Source organism: Cytophagales bacterium (genome assembly GCA_019456305.1).
GTDB lineage: Bacteria > Bacteroidota > Bacteroidia > Cytophagales > VRUD01 > VRUD01.
This window is the reverse complement of the sequence record VRUD01000021.1, coordinates 1-18,629: the sequence shown is the minus strand read 5'-3', so window position 1 is coordinate 18,629 and position 18,629 is coordinate 1. Positions and strand designations below refer to the sequence as shown.

General features: G+C 40.2%; 11 protein-coding genes. 5 read left to right on the top strand and 6 right to left on the bottom strand.

Going from position 1 to position 18,629, the window contains the following annotated elements:
- Positions 1-181: 181 nt before the first annotated feature.
- On the bottom strand, positions 182-2,659 hold the full coding sequence (locus FVQ77_06255; protein ID MBW8049930.1) for a TonB-dependent receptor: 2,478 nt from the start codon (positions 2,657-2,659) through the stop codon (positions 182-184).
- A 112-nt stretch (positions 2,660-2,771) separates the two neighbouring features.
- Between FVQ77_06255 and FVQ77_06250 the strand changes: the two genes are divergently transcribed.
- Positions 2,772-3,788, top strand: coding sequence for a DUF3667 domain-containing protein (locus FVQ77_06250; protein ID MBW8049929.1), 1,017 nt, complete (start codon positions 2,772-2,774; stop codon positions 3,786-3,788).
- A 204-nt stretch (positions 3,789-3,992) separates the two neighbouring features.
- Here the strand turns inward: FVQ77_06250 and lipA are convergent, their stop codons facing one another.
- From lipA to FVQ77_06235, 3 genes are all read right to left on the bottom strand, one after another.
- A complete protein-coding gene (lipA, locus tag FVQ77_06245) occupies positions 3,993-4,880 on the bottom strand; it encodes a lipoyl synthase (protein ID MBW8049928.1) in 888 nt (295 codons plus the stop codon).
- A gap of 115 nt (positions 4,881-4,995) precedes the next feature.
- On the bottom strand, positions 4,996-5,802 hold the full coding sequence (locus tag FVQ77_06240) for a hypothetical protein (protein ID MBW8049927.1): 807 nt from the start codon (positions 5,800-5,802) through the stop codon (positions 4,996-4,998).
- A 286-nt stretch (positions 5,803-6,088) separates the two neighbouring features.
- The gene (locus tag FVQ77_06235; protein MBW8049926.1) at positions 6,089-7,039 is read right to left on the bottom strand and encodes an OmpA family protein; all 951 of its coding nucleotides are present in this window, start codon (positions 7,037-7,039) and stop codon (positions 6,089-6,091) included.
- A gap of 200 nt (positions 7,040-7,239) precedes the next feature.
- Here FVQ77_06235 and lysS point away from each other — a divergent pair, with 200 nt between their 5' ends.
- Positions 7,240-8,967, top strand: a complete 1,728-nt coding sequence (gene lysS, locus FVQ77_06230) for a lysine--tRNA ligase (GenBank protein MBW8049925.1) — start codon at positions 7,240-7,242, stop codon at positions 8,965-8,967.
- A 226-nt stretch (positions 8,968-9,193) separates the two neighbouring features.
- Here the strand turns inward: lysS and FVQ77_06225 are convergent, their stop codons facing one another.
- Positions 9,194-11,017: a tetratricopeptide repeat protein gene (locus FVQ77_06225; protein MBW8049924.1), complete on the bottom strand. Its 1,824-nt coding sequence runs from the start codon at positions 11,015-11,017 to the stop codon at positions 9,194-9,196.
- A 681-nt stretch (positions 11,018-11,698) separates the two neighbouring features.
- On the bottom strand, positions 11,699-13,564 hold the full coding sequence (locus FVQ77_06220; protein ID MBW8049923.1) for a hypothetical protein: 1,866 nt from the start codon (positions 13,562-13,564) through the stop codon (positions 11,699-11,701).
- Between the two features lie 424 nt (positions 13,565-13,988).
- Here FVQ77_06220 and FVQ77_06215 point away from each other — a divergent pair, with 424 nt between their 5' ends.
- The 3 genes from FVQ77_06215 (at position 13,989) to FVQ77_06205 (ending at position 18,608) form a co-directional block, all read left to right on the top strand.
- Positions 13,989-15,248, top strand: a complete 1,260-nt coding sequence (locus FVQ77_06215; GenBank protein MBW8049922.1) for a methionine adenosyltransferase — start codon at positions 13,989-13,991, stop codon at positions 15,246-15,248.
- Positions 15,249-15,444: 196 nt separating this feature from the next.
- On the top strand, positions 15,445-15,933 hold the full coding sequence (locus tag FVQ77_06210) for a YqaE/Pmp3 family membrane protein (GenBank protein MBW8049921.1): 489 nt from the start codon (positions 15,445-15,447) through the stop codon (positions 15,931-15,933).
- Positions 15,934-16,280: 347 nt separating this feature from the next.
- Positions 16,281-18,608 carry a hypothetical protein gene (locus tag FVQ77_06205; protein MBW8049920.1) on the top strand — a complete coding sequence of 776 codons (2,328 nt, stop codon included), beginning with the start codon at positions 16,281-16,283 and terminating at the stop codon, positions 18,606-18,608.
- The last annotated feature ends 21 nt before the right edge of the window (positions 18,609-18,629 follow it).

The following is an 18,629-nucleotide window of genomic DNA, read 5'->3' as shown; positions in this document are numbered from 1 at the left end:
CTGCTACATTGGCTAAAAAAACATGCGGGGGTAACTGCTATTTGAAAGTTCATCGCAATTTGCTACCTTTGTGCTTGGGGACAGGTACGAAGTTCTAAACCCCGCACGTTTTTTAACCCTAAGCCGTTATATTTAATAAAAAAAATTACACAAACCTGGCAACTTAAAAGCCGTACTACATTCAAAACTGTATCTTATACTGCACCACCCAAAAAAACCTGATCTGGTAATTCTCTTTGATCTCCCCCGAGTTGTTGTCATAATATTTTGAGAAAATATTTTTGGTACCGAAAATATTGGAAATATCCAGGGCCATTTCCTGCATTACTTTTTTGCCGTTGTACCTGTAGCTTAGCCTGGCATCTGTGCGAAAGTAGTTTTTTTGCTTTTCGGAAAAAGCCTTATTTTCAATAAAAACCGTAGTTTTTTCAACTTTTGAAGCAGTTGTATCAATAGGGGTAAGGCGTTTCCCTCCTGCCCAGGCTATCTTAGAATCAAAAACCAGTACATTGTTTTTTCTTATTTTAAACTCTTTACCTGCAAGGGCATTCAAGGCAAAGTTACCATTAAAAGCCGTATTTCTTAGTAAGTCATCGCTGGCTCTGTATTTAGAGTCAAAAAGTGATGCTGTAATCAGGAAATAGTAATTATTGGAATAAAATTTTTCCAGGGTCAATTCTACTCCGTAATTCCTGCCCGTACCTTTATTAATAAGGCTGTCACGTGAAGATATTCCAAAATCAGCCCCTGTATTGAGCATAGAAAAAGAAGATCTTTTGCTTTCTACCGGAACGTTTCTGATGCGCTGGTAATAGGCTTCAATTTTTAACCTTATATTTTCACTCAACGTGTTATCGTAGGCAACTACCAGGTGGTCGCTTTTTGTGAAGTCAAGGCCTATATTGGTTTTTTCACCAAGCGAATCTTCATCAAAATAGATCTGCAGAGGCTGCATCTGGCTGTGCATGCCCAATCCCAGGCTGACAGATTGGTTGGGTTTGAATTGATACTTAATACCCAACCTGGGTTCAACAGCGTATCTAAATTTAAAAGTTGAGTTACTATGCTCCAGGTTTTGAAAATGCAAACCTGTATTTAAGGTCAGATTGTCTGTAAACCGGTGCTGCCATTGTATATAAGCCTGTGAGAATAGACTTTCACCTTCAAAATCATGCTGTCTGAAGAATTGCTGTCCATTCACTAAAACACTGTCAATAAGCTTTACCTGGTAAAAATTCAAATTAATTCCACCATTGAGGTTATTCCGGGCATTAAATTTTTTATTCAATTGGTAATGCAAAGAATATTTTACCTGGCTGAAATGATTCCTGTACCATGGAAACGGATCACCGATATCTAAAGAGTCTCTGGGGATGGAATCATTTTCAATGGAATTATTTGTACCCGAAACAGCAATACTTACTTTTGAATAGGCAGAATTATTTAAAAATACCATGTGGGTTAGTCCGATCACCCCCATATCAGAGCCAAAATAGAGGTTTTCATTCAGATCGCCATAGGGATCGTTTGGCTCCAGATCTTCGCCTAAAAGTTCAATATAGCTCAAACCGCCTATACCAAAAACGGAAAATCTGCCATATTTGGTACCTGGTACATCTATCTTAAACGAAATATCCTGGTATTGTGGAATAGCAAGCGTACCATAGCTGATGCCCAGGGGTTCAAAAGCCGCAAGAGTAGAATAACGGTAATTTGCCATATAGGATGCTTTAATTTTTCTGGATGGATTACCCCCGGTATTATTCCCGATTGTATCAGCATAGGCGGGATTTCTCCCGGGTAATCCGTGATCTACAATCTGTCTTACAAAGGGTCCTTCGGCACCGAACTCAAATCCGTTAAAACCTACCTGCCCCATATATTCTCTTTTTTCGTAATTGCCGCTTCGCATTTGCAGGTCAAAGACACCGGCAAGGGCATTGCCGTACTCAGCGGGGAAGGCACCGGTCATAAAATCAGAATCATCCAGGTTGTTATTGTTCAGGATAGGCACCGGCCCGCCTGTGGTACCAAATAAGCCGAAGTGATTAGGGTTGGGTATGTCAATGCCCTCCAGCTTCCATAGCAATCCGAGTGGCGAGTTACCTCTAATAATAATATCGTTTCTTGAATCATCATTAGCCATCACCCCTGCATAATTTGCAGCCATGCGTGAAGGGTCATTCCAGCTTCCTGCATAGCGCTGAGTTTCTTCTATGGTAAACCCGCGGGCGCTCACGGTTGTCATTTCGTTATTGGTCTTTGTTTTATCTTTTTTGGCAGTTATAACTACCTCCTCACCAACGATTACCTGCTCGGCAAGCTCAACATTGAGAAAAACCTCTCTACCCGATGTTACCAATACATTTGGAACGACCCTTTCATTATACCCCAGGTAAGATACCCGGATGGTATGCCTGCCTAAAGGCACATTTTCAAGGCGGAAATAGCCATCCATACCAGTAGCTGAACCGTTTATAGGTTCTGAATTAAGTATGATCACATTTGCACCTGGCAGGGGATACTTAGATTGCTGGTCGACTACTCTGCCTCTTATTGTTTGGGTTAACTGTTGAGCTGATGAATAATTACAAGAATAAATCATATAAAAAAGAAATGTAAACAGCAGAGTCAACCTGTTAAATGAAAGAGATTTCATAGGGTAAACCTTATAAAGATAGTAGTATATTTCAGTAAATTTAGAATTGTATCAAAAAAAATGTTAATTTACAACTACAAAGTTTAGATAACCAGGATAATGAATCAATGATATGTCAAAAGAGAGAAGAAAATCAGCCAAATGTTTGAATTGTGGGCGTTCGCTTCGGGCAAAACAAAATTATTGTCCACAGTGCGGACAGGAAAATACCGATAAACAGGTTTCATTCGGGTTGTTGTTCAAAGATTTTATCAAAGATAATTTCGAAATTGACTCAAGGTTTTCAGAAAGTGTAGTACCTTTCCTGTTCAAACCGGGTTTTCTGACTAAAGCCTACATAGAAGGTAAGCGCGTAGAATACATCGCACCAGTACGCCTCTACCTGACCATCAGCATACTATACTTTTTTTTGCTGACATTTGAAAGTAAAAAAGCTGCATTTAATGAAGGTATGCCAATTTACAGCCAACAAACTGTTTATGATGATGATAAATCAAGAAAAATAACGGGTTGGGCTGTTGGTATTGGAGACGAAGATCAGCGTGATACTACAAAACAGGTTTCTGATACACTGACTTTGAGTTTGGGTGATACTGCCAATATTGACTTTAAGCTCAGTGATCTTGAAAATATGGTCAATGATGAGAATTTTGATCCCGGGTTTTTTTTGGATACTCTTGGCATAGAACGCAATTTCTATACATTACTTCTTGCAAATAAAGCAGTGAAATTGATCAGGCAAAAAGGCGAAGGTTTTATGAATGATCTGGTTGAAAATATTTCTATAATGATGTTTTTCCTGCTGCCCCTGTTTGCCTTATTGTTGAAAATAATTTATATCAGAAGGAGTAAATTTTATATTGAGCATCTTATTTTTTCGTTACACTTACATTCTTTTACATTCCTGATGCTTTTTTTGAGCTTGCTTGCTTATATTATATTTTCCAAATCTTTTCTACTCTACGTATTGCTTATCTTATTTGTTTACGCATTATTTGCATTTAAAAAGGTATATGAGCAGCGCTGGTTTAAAACAGCGCTGAAAATGTTTTTATTGTTTTTAGGATATGGCTTTACGATGCTCATATTTTTTGTTGCAACTATGTTGGTGACGTTTTTATTGTTTTAAACCTCAGATTTCACAGATTACCACCGAGAAATCGGGGCAGGCACAGATTAAAAACGATTATGTTATTTTTTTGATATAGATTAATATAAACAAGGGAAGAAAGTAATAGTAAATGAGCATAGCGCATGGTGCAGTGCATAGGAATAAAGGCCAAAGCGTTGAACCCCGCCAGCTGGCGGGGCTCTGCTCTATGCGCTGTACTCATTATACATAAACATGCCTTTCAGCATGATAGGAAGATCTAACTAAGGGGCCTGATTCAACATATTTCAAGCCTTTTTGAAGTCCTGTTTCTCTTAAACGGTCAAATTTATCAGGAGGTATAAATTCTATCACGGGGTGGTGCATTTTAGTTGGTTGCAGATATTGACCCAGCGTCAGTATATCACAGCTATTGGCGACTAAGTCATCCATAGCTTCCAGGATCTCATCATCAGTTTCGCCAAGTCCCAGCATCATGCCTGATTTGGTTCGTTTTCCATATTCTTTGATTCTTTTAATCTGTTCAAGGCTTCTTTCATAGTCGGCTTGAGGTCTAACACTTCGGTAAAGTCTTTTTACTGTCTCCATGTTGTGAGACACTACTTCCTGCCCTGCACATATCATGGTGTTCAGCGCATCCCAGTTTGCTTGTACATCGGGGATAAGAGTCTCTATAGTGGTTAGGGGAGACGCTTTTTTGATCTCAACGACCGTTTCATACCAAATTTCAGCACCCTTATCTTTGAGCTCATCTCTGTTAACTGAGGTGATAACGCAGTGCTTTACACCCATTAGCTTGATCGCTTCTGCTATTCTTTTAGGTTCATTTTCATCATATTCTGTCGGTTTGCCGGTTGCGACAGCACAAAAAGAACAACTACGCGTGCATATATTTCCCAGGATCATAAATGTAGCTGTTCCTGCACCCCAACATTCACCCATATTAGGACAGTTGCCGCTTTCACAAATTGTATGAAGCTTATATTGATCTACGATGCTTCTTACTTTTCTGTAATCCTCTCCTATGGGGAGCTTGACCCTTAACCAATTGGGTTTACACCGTGTGATGTTTTCTTTTTCAGGAGAGATCGCTATAGAATTATTAGTCATTTGTTATTTGATCCCGGGTACTCGGGATCATTTGTCATTGATCATTCGTAGTGGCCCGGGGCAGGCAAGTCCCCTTTAGGGGGATTTAGGGGTCAATATTCGTAATTCGTAGGGTTTAGTCCGGCAATGGCGCCTGAAATCTTTTCCCATAATAAATTGTAATAAAGGCAGATGAAAAGAAATTTTTATTGATATCCAATGTTTCATTCTCGTTGGGAAGTCCCATAATTATTATGGCTTCATCAAAGGGATACGCTTCCAACAAAAATCCTGCTTCAATACCGCTGACTTTATTTTTGTAGCTGCTAAATTCTACGCTAAAGGATATTTTTAAATTAGCGCCTAATTTAAACTTAGACTGATCAAAACCATTAAAAAATCCGCCACTGCCATGTATATATTGTTTTAAATAATTAGAATCAGGTACATAAGCTACACTTTGAACATTGTTTTCACAAAATAAGGTATCACATTCATTCAGGTCATATAATACATAATATGGCTTCAATATTCCAATGGCTGGTCCAAATGAGCAAATAAAATCTATCTGAATATCATCTCGTTTATTTTTTTTAAATAAGATAAATTCTCTTCCATACTGTGGCCGGATGACAAAAAAATAGTTTTGTTTTTTTGGAATATATGTGTTACCTGTAGCCTGTGCCAGATCTTTCAATTCCTTAGGATGCTTAACACTCACAATTTCAACAGAGAGTGAATGATATCTTGCCGGTTTAATAAATTTAGCATATTTGAACGTAAATCCCCCAAGAATCCCACCATTGGTGTTAACATTCAAACCATAAGTATATTCCTTGTCATAATGATATTTATCAGGGATGAATTTTGATTGAGCATTGGCTATAGGTAAATACAATACAACAATAGAGATGAAAGACAATATATATTTTGTCGTTTTCATTTTATTTCCAGTTACTGGGTTCTTGGTATTCGGTTCTGGGTGTTTGGTAGAATTTTTATATATAGTAAATTTTAAATAATTATGCAAATAATAGTACTCAAAAATAACTAAAAATCAAGATATAAACACTTTCTATGTCTATAAAGTTCAGAAGTTTTTATATGTGGTTAAAATATTGTTCGGAAATTAAAAATGATTTGCTTATAGCATAAGAAGTTGACCAATAGATATGGGGCAGAGGGCAGAGCATTGAACCCCGACTACTCGGGGCTATACTCTCTGCGCTTTAATTCATTTCCAATAACCGGAACAATTCATCCAGCTTGGGCGTGAGTATGATCTCAGTTCTCCTGTTTTTTCTTCTTGCTTCCGAAGAGGTGCCTGTGGCTACAGGCATATATTCTCCTCTACCAGCTGAGATCAACCTTTTGGCGTTGATACCCTCGCTGGCGAGTATTCTTACAATTGCAGTTGCCCTGAGCGCACTTAAATCCCAGTTGTCTACCATACAGGAAGTCCCTGCTGAGATTGCTACATCATCGGTATGACCTTCTACCATAATGTTTATGTCATATTGATCTCTGAGTACCCTGGCTAATTTTCGAAGCGCATCCTCCCCTTTACGATCTACCTGGTAGCTGCCTGATTTGAACATTAAATTCTGTGCCATCGTAACATAAACTTTACCATTCTTAACCTCTATTGACAGATCTCTATCCTTAAAACCATAAAGTGCACCAGTTACTTTATCTTTTAATTTTTTAACAGCTTTTTCCTTATCTGCAATCATCTTTTCAAGCTCGTTTACTCTTTCTTCCCGAAGTTTTAAATCATGTTCCAGCTCTGTGACCTGTCTTTTACTATCCAGGAGCTCCTGTTCCCGGCCAGTCAGATCTTTAGAAAGTTGGGCGGTTTCAGAAGTATTGTGTGACACTAATGCGCTATGATTCCTGAGTAATTTTTCATAAGTATCATTCAGCTCGTTATAGAGAATTTGCGTTTTTTGAAGGATCATATTATCTAATTTCAACGTCTTGTTATCTCCTTTTAATTCTTTGATCTCGTCCTTGTATTTTTGATTACTAACATTCAGAGATTCAAGTTCAGATTGACAACCTTGCAGGCCTTCATCTAATTTGATTTTTCTTGCCAACAGATCATCATATTTTTTGGAAGTGACACAGGCGGTCATCCCTGATGACGCTAATAGTGCAATGAGCACGTTCCTGAAGATTATGTTTTTATTCATTTTCTAAAATTTTATGCCACAAAGTCTCAAAGGTACACTAATAATTTTTTGTGAAACTTAGTGTCTTCGTGTCTTTGTGACAAGTTTTGGTAGATTTTTCAAAGGTCTCCTTTAGTTTTGCACAAAAGTACAATTTTAATAAATAAAATATTAATAAATTAAAGAAAAATATTCTTTACTTTGTCACCATGCAATTAACTGAACAACAACAAAGAAGACGCGCAGAACTTGAGGAATTGATAAAACTGGGCATAAACCCATACCCGCCTGAGACATACCAGGTAAATGTAACCATAGAAGAGATATTAGCGCAAAGTGTAAAGCGCATAGAGCGTAGCCCCGCCAGTTGGCGGGGTCCTGAGCCAAACGCTATGCCCCGCCAACTGGCGGGGCCAGGCGCTATGCGCAACGTCTCCATCGCTGCACGGCTTATGGGCAGAAGAGTCATGGGGTCGGCTTCTTTTGCTGAGATCCAGGATGCAACTGGCAGGATACAGATCTACTTAAAAAGGGATGAGTTGTGTCCGGGAGAAGATAAAAGCTTGTACAATACCGTATTTAAAAAATTACTTGACATAGGAGACCTGGTCGGCATCAGGGGTTTTGTATTTACAACACAGGTTGGGGAGGTCACAATTCATGTGAAAGAATTAACAGTGCTGAGCAAGTCGCTCAGGCCTTTGCCCATTATTAAAGAATCAACTGACCAGGAAGGTGAAGCAAAAGTTCATGACGCTTTCACCGACCCTGAAAGTAAGTACAGGCAGCGGTATGTGGACCTTATTGTCAATCCTGATGTGCGGGATGTATTTGTGAAAAGAACCAGGCTTATCAATTCAATAAGAGAATTTTTGAATGATAAAGCTTATCTTGAAGTTGAAACACCCATTTTGCAGCCCCTTTATGGTGGAGCTGCTGCAAGGCCTTTTACAACCCACCACAATACATTAGATATGACCTTATACCTGCGCATTGCCAACGAATTATATCTTAAACGACTCATTATAGGCGGCTTTGACGGTGTCTATGAGTTTGGCAAAGATTTCCGCAACGAAGGAATGGACAGATCCCATAACCCGGAGTTCACGCAAATGGAACTGTATGTAGCGTATAAAGATTATTTGTGGATGATGGATCTTGTAGAAGAAATGGTAGAAAAGGTGGCGATAGACCTTCATGGTGTAGCTCGGATTGGTAATCCGAGCAGCGGTGGCAGTGGCAGTAGTAGCAGCGGTGGCAGCAGCGGGGAACAGCGGGGGGGTAATCCGAGTAGCGGTGGCAGTGGCAGTAGTAGCAGCGGTGGCAGCAGCGAGGAACAGCGCGGGCTTACTGCCACTTTAAATTTCGAGCGCCCCTGGAAGCGGTTTACCATGTTTGAAGCCATTGAGCATTATACGGGCACAGATATTTCAGCTATGGATGAAGCCGGGCTTAAAAAAACTGCAGACAAACTCGGCATTGATGTTGATAATACGATGGGTAAGGGTAAGCTTATAGATGAGATTTTTAGTGGAAAATGCGAGCCAAACATTATCCAGCCTACCTTTATCATGGATTATCCTATTGAAATGTCACCCCTTGCAAAGAAGCACAGGAGCAAAGAGGGGCTGGTAGAGCGTTTTGAAGTAATATGCAATGGAAAAGAACTGTGCAACGCTTTCTCTGAATTAAACGACCCGGTAGATCAGCGCAAACGATTCGAACATCAGGCAGCGCTTGCCGGAAAAGGAGATGAAGAGGCAATGGTGCTTGATGAAGACTTTTTAAAAGCGTTGGAATACGGCATGCCCCCAACCGCAGGCCTTGGCATAGGCATAGACCGGCTGACCATGATCATGACCAATTCCAGCTCAATCCAGGATGTGATCTTCTTTCCGCAGATGAGGCAAGAAAAAGCCCCAAGTCCCAAGAAATAAGTAAAAAGTAAAAAGTAAAAAGTAAAAATGAAGGCGCTTTCCCTTTGTATTATGTGTTTTTCTCACTTGGAATTTGAGAATTAAATTTATTCGTGTAGTTCCGCTTAACCTTCGGAAATCTCAACTGGCCTGCGGGGGTGGGGATTTCCGAAGTAACTTCTTGGGAACAAGCAAACTTCGGAAATTCACAGAATGATTAATTTTACCAAATAATACGGATTTCTTTTTACTTTTTACTTTTTACTTTCATTTTCCTGATCCTGTACATCCGCTGCTTCAGCTTATTCTGGAAGTAATGCTGCACAAAAAACAGTATAACCGCTATACTCGTATTGAACAAAAACTTATAAAAGGGCTGACCACCTGTGAGGACTTCTATATACGGGTCTGAATACACAAGTGTAAGCTCAAACAACATTACAAAAGGTATCCAGCTTACAAGATTTACCAGCCAGTCTGGCATGAGTATATTGGCAAGAAAGAAAACTGCGGTAAACATGGCAAAGACCCCGATGACCATGGCGATGTATTGCATATTGTCTTTGGTGGCTTTGGCTGCTGCTGCTTCTTTATCTTTTTGCTGCTGGTCTATCTTTTCAAGCTCATACTCATGCGCCATCTCCTGGCGGCCCATCTCTTTTCTCTTATCTTCGTTAAACACCTCCTCTTTTACCTTCGCATACTTTACATGATATTCGTAAGCCTTTTCCAACAAATCCGCTCTCTTGTTTGCAGATTGCCAATTGCCGGCTGTCATCTGACTTGCCAACTGCCAACTGCATACTGCCAACTTTTCAAACGCCTCTATCAGTTGCGGCTTTGCTCCTATTGAGTCTGCTATCTGTGCCGATTGCTCATAGTACTTTACTGCCATCTTCCAACCTTCCAACCTTCTAACCTCCAAACCTTCCAACTTTACAACCTTCATATAAAGCGCCCCGATGGCATTCAGCGCATGAGTCATCAGCCCAGCAGCTCCGATCTCTTTCATTATATTCAGGCTTTTTTGCTGCAATTCCATCGCTCTTTCATAGAGCCGCTCTGTTGAATCACGGCCGATGCCCGGCACGCTATCGGGAAGCGTAGTGTAAAGTGTACCGATATTGCTGTAAGCGCGGGCAATGCCGGCTTTATCGTTGAGCTGCCTTGAGAGCTTTAAGCTCTGGGTGTAATGGTCAAGGGCTTTGGGGTAATTGCCCTGCTCATCGTAAATGACAGCGATATTGTTGTAAGCGAGGGCAATGCCGTCTTTATCGTTGAGCTGCCTTGAGAGCTTTAAGCTCCGGGTGTGAAGGTCAAGGGCTTTGGGGTAATTGCCCTGCTCATAGTAAATGTTAGCGATATTGTTGTAAGCGCGGGCAATGCCGGCTTTATCGTTGAGCTGCCTCGAGAGCTTTAAGCTCCGGGTGTAAAGGTCAAGGGCTTTGGGGTAATTGCCCTGCTTATAGTAAATGTTAGCGATATTGTTGTAAGCGCTGGCAATGCCGGCTTTATCGTTGAGCTGCCTTTTGAGCTTTAAGCTTCGGGTGTGATGGTCAAGGGCTTTGGGGTAATTGCCTTGCTTCGCGTAAATGCCAGCGATATTGTTGTAAGCGCTGGCAATGCCGGCTTTATCGTTGAGCTGCCTTTTGAGCTTTAAGCTCTGGGTGAAATGGTCAAGGGCTTTGGGGTAATTGCCCTGCAGATAGTAAATTGCACCAATATTGTGGTAAGCGCTGGCTTTTGCTTTTTTGAGCCAACCTAACATTTGAGGAGATCGCTTCGCTCCACCTGGTTGTGTTTTGTAGGGTTGCTTCGCTCCATCCCCTTGGCTGCCCCTGGCTCGCAACGCGATGACAATTTTATTGAGGGCCTGGCTGGCATAGTCAAGCGCCTGGTCGTATTCACCGGTGCGCCAGAGGGCTTCGGAGAGGCGGTTGAGGGTAACTATTTTGGTGGTGTCTGCTTTGGCGGTTTTGAAGGCATGTTTTAAGCTGTCAATTTTATTGTCAGCTAAACCATTTGCTGTGTATAAAAGACACAGTGTAATTGATAAAAGGGTTTTTTTCATGAGCTAAAGTGAATTTTATGTTTTTCTTATTTTCTTCGCTACCCCCTAACCCCCTAAAGGGGGAATTCCCACGCTCTCCTATCCCGAGTACTTGGGAATGGCTTGAGGGTAGGCAAGTCCCCTTTAGGGGATTTAGGGGTAAAGAACTACACGAATAAAAGTAAAAAGTAAAAATATGGAGGCAGTTTTTTTCATTTTAAGTAATTGAATTTAGATTTTTCATATTTTTTACTTTTTACTTTTTACTTAAAAGCTTCGTGTAGTTCAATTACAGTAAGTTGTATTAAGTTTAATTTAAAAGAAAAAATATCTACAATCATAAAAATAATAATTCTTTTAAAAAACATTCTTGTAGTTCCGCTTAACCTTCGGAAATCTCAACTGGCCTGCGGGGGTGGGGATTTCCGAAGTTTAACCCAAGCTTAGTGGTCCTATTCGTCTGACCACTTTCCAACCCCAAACCCAGGCTTAGTGGTCTGACGATGAATTCCAGCCAGGTTTTTCAAAGCCTCCTAATCATATAATCATACTACTTTTTACTTTTTACTTTTTACTTTTTACTTTTTACTTTTTTTTAATCTGTGGTTGCTCCCCCGGCTGCGTCTGGATCTTCGCTATGCACCATGTTTACCCCGCCTGTGGCGGGGCTCTATGCCCCGCCAGTTGGCGGGGCCATGCGTTTTACCCAAACTTCCCCCTAAAATCTTCCAGCGCCTCATCATTACCAAAAACAGTTACGATATCACCTAAATGCAGGTACGTTTCTCCATGAGGAATGTGCACTTCATCATTTTTTCTAACAAGCATCAATTGCCCATCAGTGTGGAAAGCAAGGTCTTTAACCTGTGTGCCATCAATCTCTTTATTGGTGATTATAATTTCTTCTACCGTGAGTGTTTCAAAGCTATCAACCAGGGCATGGTAGGTGGTGGGGCGGAGTATCAGGTTCTCAATAGTAGACGCCATGATGCGGGTAGTGTCTAAAGTCTCAATGTTGAGATTTTTTAAGCGGCCGGCTAATTTATCGCTCTTAACTTTTGTAATAACATTTTCATGCTGCAGATCATTACGGAGTAACTGGCAAATACTTTGATTTTTTTTATCCGAATCGGTCATCACTACCACATAATTTTCAGGTTTCAGGTCCAGGTTTTCATAAATATGCCTGTCGGCTCCGTTTCCAAGAATGGCATAAAATCCCTCGGATAATAATTCTTTAACTTTTTCTTTATTGGAATCAATGATAGGAGTAGAGAATCCGTGCATATTCATTCTTCTTGCCAGCAAAACGCCTACACTACTGCCTCCAATTATAATTGCCTGGTAATTTTTAAATTTTCTACCACGGTTCATTTGTGAATAGAGGATAGGTGAAAAGAAGCAGGTAAGTACCGCCATAATAATGATAGAAGCATTGATTGCCGGGGTTATTACGTTAAGATGCAAGCCAATTTGAGCAGCAGCTATGATCAGGCTCAACCTTGAAGATAGGAGCAATCCACCCGAAAGCGTTCTCTTAAATCCAAATAACCTGGTCCAAATAAAAGCGGGTAATACTTTAACCAAATAGAGTGACAACAGGAATAATCCTAAGAATAAAAATGAATTGTCAAATGATTTAAGAGAACTTATGTCAAGGTTTGCTCCCACCATGATAAAGAAGATAGGAATAAAAAAACCATAGCCAATCCCATCTAACTTGATCATAAGTGTTGATCTGTCTTTTGAAGTAAATATTGACAAAATTATTCCTGCCAGAAATGCACCCAATATCACTTCTGCATCAATCTTTTGAGAGACAATGACAAAGAGCAATATCAAAAGTATTGACCCTCTTACCCGTATTTGTGAAGCTGCATGGGCAAGTTGATACAGGAGTCGTTTGATGGGGAGAATCCTTACCAAATATTTTCCAATCCTCCAGGAAAGAAAGAATACTACGATCAGGATAAAAATTAAAAATAGCTTAAAATGAAATCCGTTTTTCAAATAGGAAGCAGTAAAGGTGAAAAATAAAATGCTCAGGATATCAGCTACAGCAGCAGCCAAAATGATCATTTGTCCGAAATGCTGCCCTATTTCTCCGCGATTTTTTAACACAGGCACTATGATACCTACCGATGAAGTGGACATGATCAGGGCGAAATACCAGATGTTCGTAATTTCCACAAAATTTGAAAGCAATTTTGCAGCTGCAACAGATAAAACCAGGGTTACAATATATATTGTAGTCCCAACTAATAGCGGATTTTTTAAAAACCGGGTATAGGTAATTTTTCTTCTTGGGAATGTTGAAAATATCTGGTTTACATCAATTTCAAGTCCACTTAAAAACATCAAAAAGATAAATCCTGTTAAGCTGAGAAAGGGTAGATAAGGTTCATCTGGCAGGATGTTTAGCACGTTTGAGCCTATTATAAAGCCGGCAATTATTTCTACAACCACCGTAGGTATTTTGTCAAGTTTCAATTGTGAGCTTAACATAGGCACAAGCCAGGCAATGGCGCAGACTATGAAAAGCGATAGGTAGTCAGTGGATAAGTGCATTTAAAGTATTTATTTTGGGGGAGGGGGAATATATCAATCAAACTTTTTAATAGCTTATTTTCACAAAATTAATTCTTTAATTTAGATATTGCAAACATGAGTCCACTCTAAAAAGTGTTTTTGGTTCTCGCAAAGGCGCAAAGAGCGCAAAGTTATATACTTAACTAATTGATATTCAATCCTTTGCGAACTTTGTCCCGCATATTGCGGGACGAGAAACGATTTCTTTTCAATTTTTTACTTTTTAGAAGGGACTCAAACATATTAATTTTATATGGTATCAAATTTTTCTTATTAAAAAAAAGAATTTATCTTTCGGAGTTTTAAAAACATGATCCTTACTTAATAATACAAAATTTAAGAATAAATTGCGACAATCGTAAATTATAATTCGTAAATCGTAAATCGTAAATCGTAAATTAATATGGCTTATTCATACACTTCCGAATCAGTTTCAGAAGGCCATCCGGACAAGATCGCTGACCAGATATCTGATGCTTTAGTAGACAATTTTATTGCCCAGGACCCAAATTCAAAAGTGGCTTGCGAAACATTGGTGACTACCGGCCTGACCGTACTTAGCGGTGAGGTAAAAAGCACGGCCTACCTGGATGTACAAAAAATAGCCAGAGAGGTGATCAATAAGATTGGGTACAACAAATCAGATTACCAGTTTGATGCTGACTCATGCGGGGTGATCTCTGCAATACACGAACAATCCGAAGATATTAACCAGGGCGTGGTTGAAGGAAAAGGTTTGCACAAAGAGCAAGGCGCTGGTGACCAGGGCATGATGTTCGGATATGCTACCAACGAAACAGATAATTATATGCCTCTGCCTATTGAGCTTTCCCACCTCCTGCTAAAGGAACTGGCTGCGATAAGAAAAGAAGGCAGGCAAATGACCTACCTAAGGCCAGATTCCAAATCCCAGGTTACGATTCAGTATGATGATAATAATAAACCGGTAAAAATTGAGACCATCGTAGTATCCACCCAGCATGATGACTTTGACGAGGAAGAAGCAATGCTTAAAAAGATCAAATCTGATGTTATACAGATATTAATTCCAAGAGTAAAAGCGAAAGTACCTGATAAATTTAAGAAATTTTTTGCTGATGATATTGTTTACCACGTCAATCCAACCGGTAAGTTTGTAATTGGCGGACCGCATGGCGACACGGGATTAACAGGACGTAAGATCATTGTTGACACTTATGGTGGCAAAGGCGCTCACGGTGGAGGCGCCTTTTCAGGAAAAGACCCATCAAAAGTTGACCGTTCTGCTGCTTATGCTGTAAGGCATGTTGCAAAAAATTTAGTCGCTGCAGGAATTGCTGACGAAATAGAAGTGCAGGTATCTTATGCTATTGGAGTAGCAAAACCAATGAGGCTGTATCTCAATACTTTTGGCACTTCAAAAGTTAATATCGCAGACAGTGAAATAGCTAAAAAAGTAGAAAATATTTTTGACCTCAAACCGGCATCCATCATTAAAAGGCTGAAATTGAAAGAACCCATATACTCAGAAACCGCAGCTTATGGCCATATGGGAAGAGAGCCGCAGAAGAAAACTTTGACTTTCAACGTCAATGGTAAAGAAATAATTAAAAAGGTGGAAACATTTACCTGGGAGAAGCTGGACTACGTGGATAGGATACGCAAAGAGTTTGGGATGAGATGATGACCATGATAATAGACAATGACAAGGCGGGGTGGATACCATCAGATAGCTCTGCTGATATGAGGGTTGGAGCCATCCGATGGATCTGATGGCAGGGAAATGACATTGGTAACAGATAAAAACTATCATGCTTGCAATGAATTTATTTTTGAATATGAAAACACTAATTAGTATCCCACTATTATTTTTAGCGCTAATGTGTCTTTTTGCTTGTAATACTCATAAACAATCACAACTTAGTGTTAGAGCCCATTATCCTGTAAAACAAAAAATAGAAAAACCCATTCTGGAAGTCAGTTTGTCTCAACCAATCTCTGAAACCACAAACTCAAAGCGAGATATTACAACTCCTGCATTTATTAAGACCACAATTCCAAATGTGAAAGCGAATGCAAATATTACTTATAGACCGGATCCTGAATTATCTAAACAAGAAAAGAAAAAGTTTAAGAAACAGGCTAAAACTCTCATAAAAGTTGCAAGGAGAGAAAGCGGGCCTGAATACGATGATAAATTCATTTTATGTGTAATATTAGCTTTTTTATTACCACCCTTATCGGTATATTTATACGAAAATAGTCTTACAATAAATTTCTGGGTAGATCTGTTATTAACTTTAATCTTCTGGATCCCGGGTATCATCTTTGCCCTATTGGTGATTTATAATCAGGTGAATTTACAATAAAATAATGTCTGCTAACAGTTATTTTGTGTTCATTTAAAATAAATAATAATATAAAAAACTTTTGAAAAACTATCAATATTAACAAAAAAGATATATCTTTGAGGCGAAGTAGCATACCTGTTTACCATAGTTTGAGCTAGTATTTCGTTGCATAAATAAGGGTTATTATGCTTTGTTGAATTAAACAATATTGTCACTCGTAGTAATTCAATAGTAATTCAATAGTAATTTGATGGTCATACAATGGTTATACAATGGTTATACAATCGTATAACAACTGAATTACAACTGAATTACAACTTACATTTTATAGCATGGTTTTTCATATAATTCTAAAATAAATAAAAATGAAAACGCTACTTATCGTATCCAAAATAGTCATGCTGACATTATTAATGTTAGAGGCTTCAAAGACCTTTGCATCCCATTCCGTAGGCGCTGATATCAGCTACGAGTGTCTAGACCCGGTAACCCGTACTTACTTAGTAACCGTAAAATTTTACAGAGACTGTGATGGTATTAACGCCCCCGGCTCCATGAGCATTACACCCACTTCGTCTTGTGGCAATGGCACGGCATTTACATTAAATAAAATACCGGGAACTCCCACTGTAATTGATCCGACTTGTGGGGGTACTTCTTCATGCAGCGGGGGACCAGATAAAGGCATTGAGGAATACGTCTACCAGGGAATTACTATATTGCCATTTGTCTGCAGTGACTGGATCTTTGCGTGGAGCACCTGCTGCAGGAATGCCGCCATTGATAATTTAAACGGTCCCTCATCCCAAAGTTCTTATTTTGCAGCCATGCTGAATAGCATTGACGCACCGTGCAATACTGCCCCTGTATTCAGCAACCTGCCTGTTCCGTTTGCATGCAACGGGCAGTCATATACTTTCAATAACGGTGCTTATGAACCGGACGGGGATTCATTAGTTTATTCATTAGTGTCTCCTATGCAGAGTGTATCAACACCTGTTTCTTTTTTAGGTCCCTATACGGCCACTGCTCCACTTCCTGTAAGCATACCTTTTACAGTAGATCCGGTAACGGGAGATATTACTTTTACTCCCAATGCACCTTCTACACCATTTGATGGGGTATTTGCGCTATTAATTGAAGAATACCGCAATGGAGTGCTTATTGGAAGTGTTGTCAGAGACATGCAGATTACTATTTTGACTTGTTCCAATACGCTTCCGGTTCTTACGGGTGTGGATAGTACCTCCGTTTACAATATTACTGTCACGGCCTGCCAAACTTCCTGTTTTAATATTTACGCCAATGACCCTGATGCCAATAATTTGACTTTAACTGCTTCATACCTGGGCATTGCCGGGGCAGTTTTTACCGTTGCAGGACAAGGCACCCCAAATCCTGTCGCAACTTTCTGCTTAAGCCCTGATGATGGAAATGTTACAGGAGCATCGCCTATATTATTAACCGTAACCGTAGCTGACGACGCCTGCCCGATCATTGGGCAGCAAACATTTTCCTATGCCATTTATGTAAATCCCGGTCCATCACCCCCAACTATTACAGCTTCACAGAGTTCTATATGTGCCGGTGAATGTGTTACTTTAACTGCCGTTGGCGACTCGGTTGATACTGTTCTCTGGAATACAGGTGAAACAACCACCGTTATCAATGTGTGCCCGGCCACCACCACGACATACACTTTAGAATCAGCAACCGGAACATGTATAAGACATGAATTTTATACCATTAACGTAAATCCAACTCCCACGGCATCAATAACTCCGGATGAACCGGTATTATGTAACGGCTCATCGGTTACCCTGACTGCCTCAGGAGGAACCGGATACTTATGGAGCACAACCGAAACTACCACTTCTATCATTGTTTCTCCTGGTTCTACCACTACTTATTCGGTAGAGGTTACAAATACTTTTGGATGTAAAGATACAGCTTATGCCCTTGTAACGATGAACCCACCCCCTGCTGCTGCGATATGTAATATCGTGTGGGTGATTCCTGGTTCGGGTCCTTTTGGTAATGGCACACGTACTAATCCTGCTGACCTGTTGACAGGTCTGTACCTGGCACAATGTAACAACAGCACCATTAAAATGCGGCAGGGTACCTACAACATCTCCCAGTCAATTTCCATCACCAACACGACTACCATTGAAGGTGGGTATGATCCTACAAACTGGGATATTAAAAGCAATGCTGCTCCTACTATCATTTACAGGGATAATACAAATCCTGAAACCCCACCGTTGCGCATCACAGCTTTTGAACTGAATACGGTTTCAAACTTCCGGATGCAGGACCTTACCATACAGGTACAGGATGCTCCGGCAGGGACAGGGATGTCGGTATATGGGATACACATGATCAATTGTTCGGATTATGATATTGTAAGATGTAACGTAATTGCCGGTGATGCAGGTACGGGCGCTGATGGAGTTGGTGGCGTAGATGGCGCTAATGGCTCGCTTGGTATTAATGGACAGGGTGGCAGTCCGGATGGCAGTTGCTGCAGGGCTGGAGGAGCCGGTGGATTTTCTCCGGCAGGTAATCCCGGTGGCGCTGGCGGAACGGGTGGAGATGGAGGAAGTAACTCTTGTAATAATGGAACGTCCGGGCAAGGCCTTCATAAAAACGAAAAGGCAGGAAAACTTCCTGGTCTGAAAAGTTGGTGGTGATCGTCAGGTCAATATTTGCGT

Coding starts and splice junctions, on each gene's coding strand:
- FVQ77_06255 (MBW8049930.1), bottom strand. CDS start 2,659: ATGAAATCTCTTTCATTTAACAGGTTGACTCTGCTGTTTACATTTCTT.
- FVQ77_06250 (MBW8049929.1), top strand. CDS start 2,772: ATGTCAAAAGAGAGAAGAAAATCAGCCAAATGTTTGAATTGTGGGCGT.
- lipA (MBW8049928.1), bottom strand. CDS start 4,880: ATGACTAATAATTCTATAGCGATCTCTCCTGAAAAAGAAAACATCACA.
- FVQ77_06240 (MBW8049927.1), bottom strand. CDS start 5,802: ATGAAAACGACAAAATATATATTGTCTTTCATCTCTATTGTTGTATTG.
- lysS (MBW8049925.1), top strand. CDS start 7,240: ATGCAATTAACTGAACAACAACAAAGAAGACGCGCAGAACTTGAGGAA.
- FVQ77_06225 (MBW8049924.1), bottom strand. CDS start 11,017: ATGAAAAAAACCCTTTTATCAATTACACTGTGTCTTTTATACACAGCA.
- FVQ77_06220 (MBW8049923.1), bottom strand. CDS start 13,564: ATGCACTTATCCACTGACTACCTATCGCTTTTCATAGTCTGCGCCATT.
- FVQ77_06215 (MBW8049922.1), top strand. CDS start 13,989: ATGGCTTATTCATACACTTCCGAATCAGTTTCAGAAGGCCATCCGGAC.
- FVQ77_06210 (MBW8049921.1), top strand. CDS start 15,445: ATGTGTCTTTTTGCTTGTAATACTCATAAACAATCACAACTTAGTGTT.
- FVQ77_06205 (MBW8049920.1), top strand. CDS start 16,281: ATGAAAACGCTACTTATCGTATCCAAAATAGTCATGCTGACATTATTA.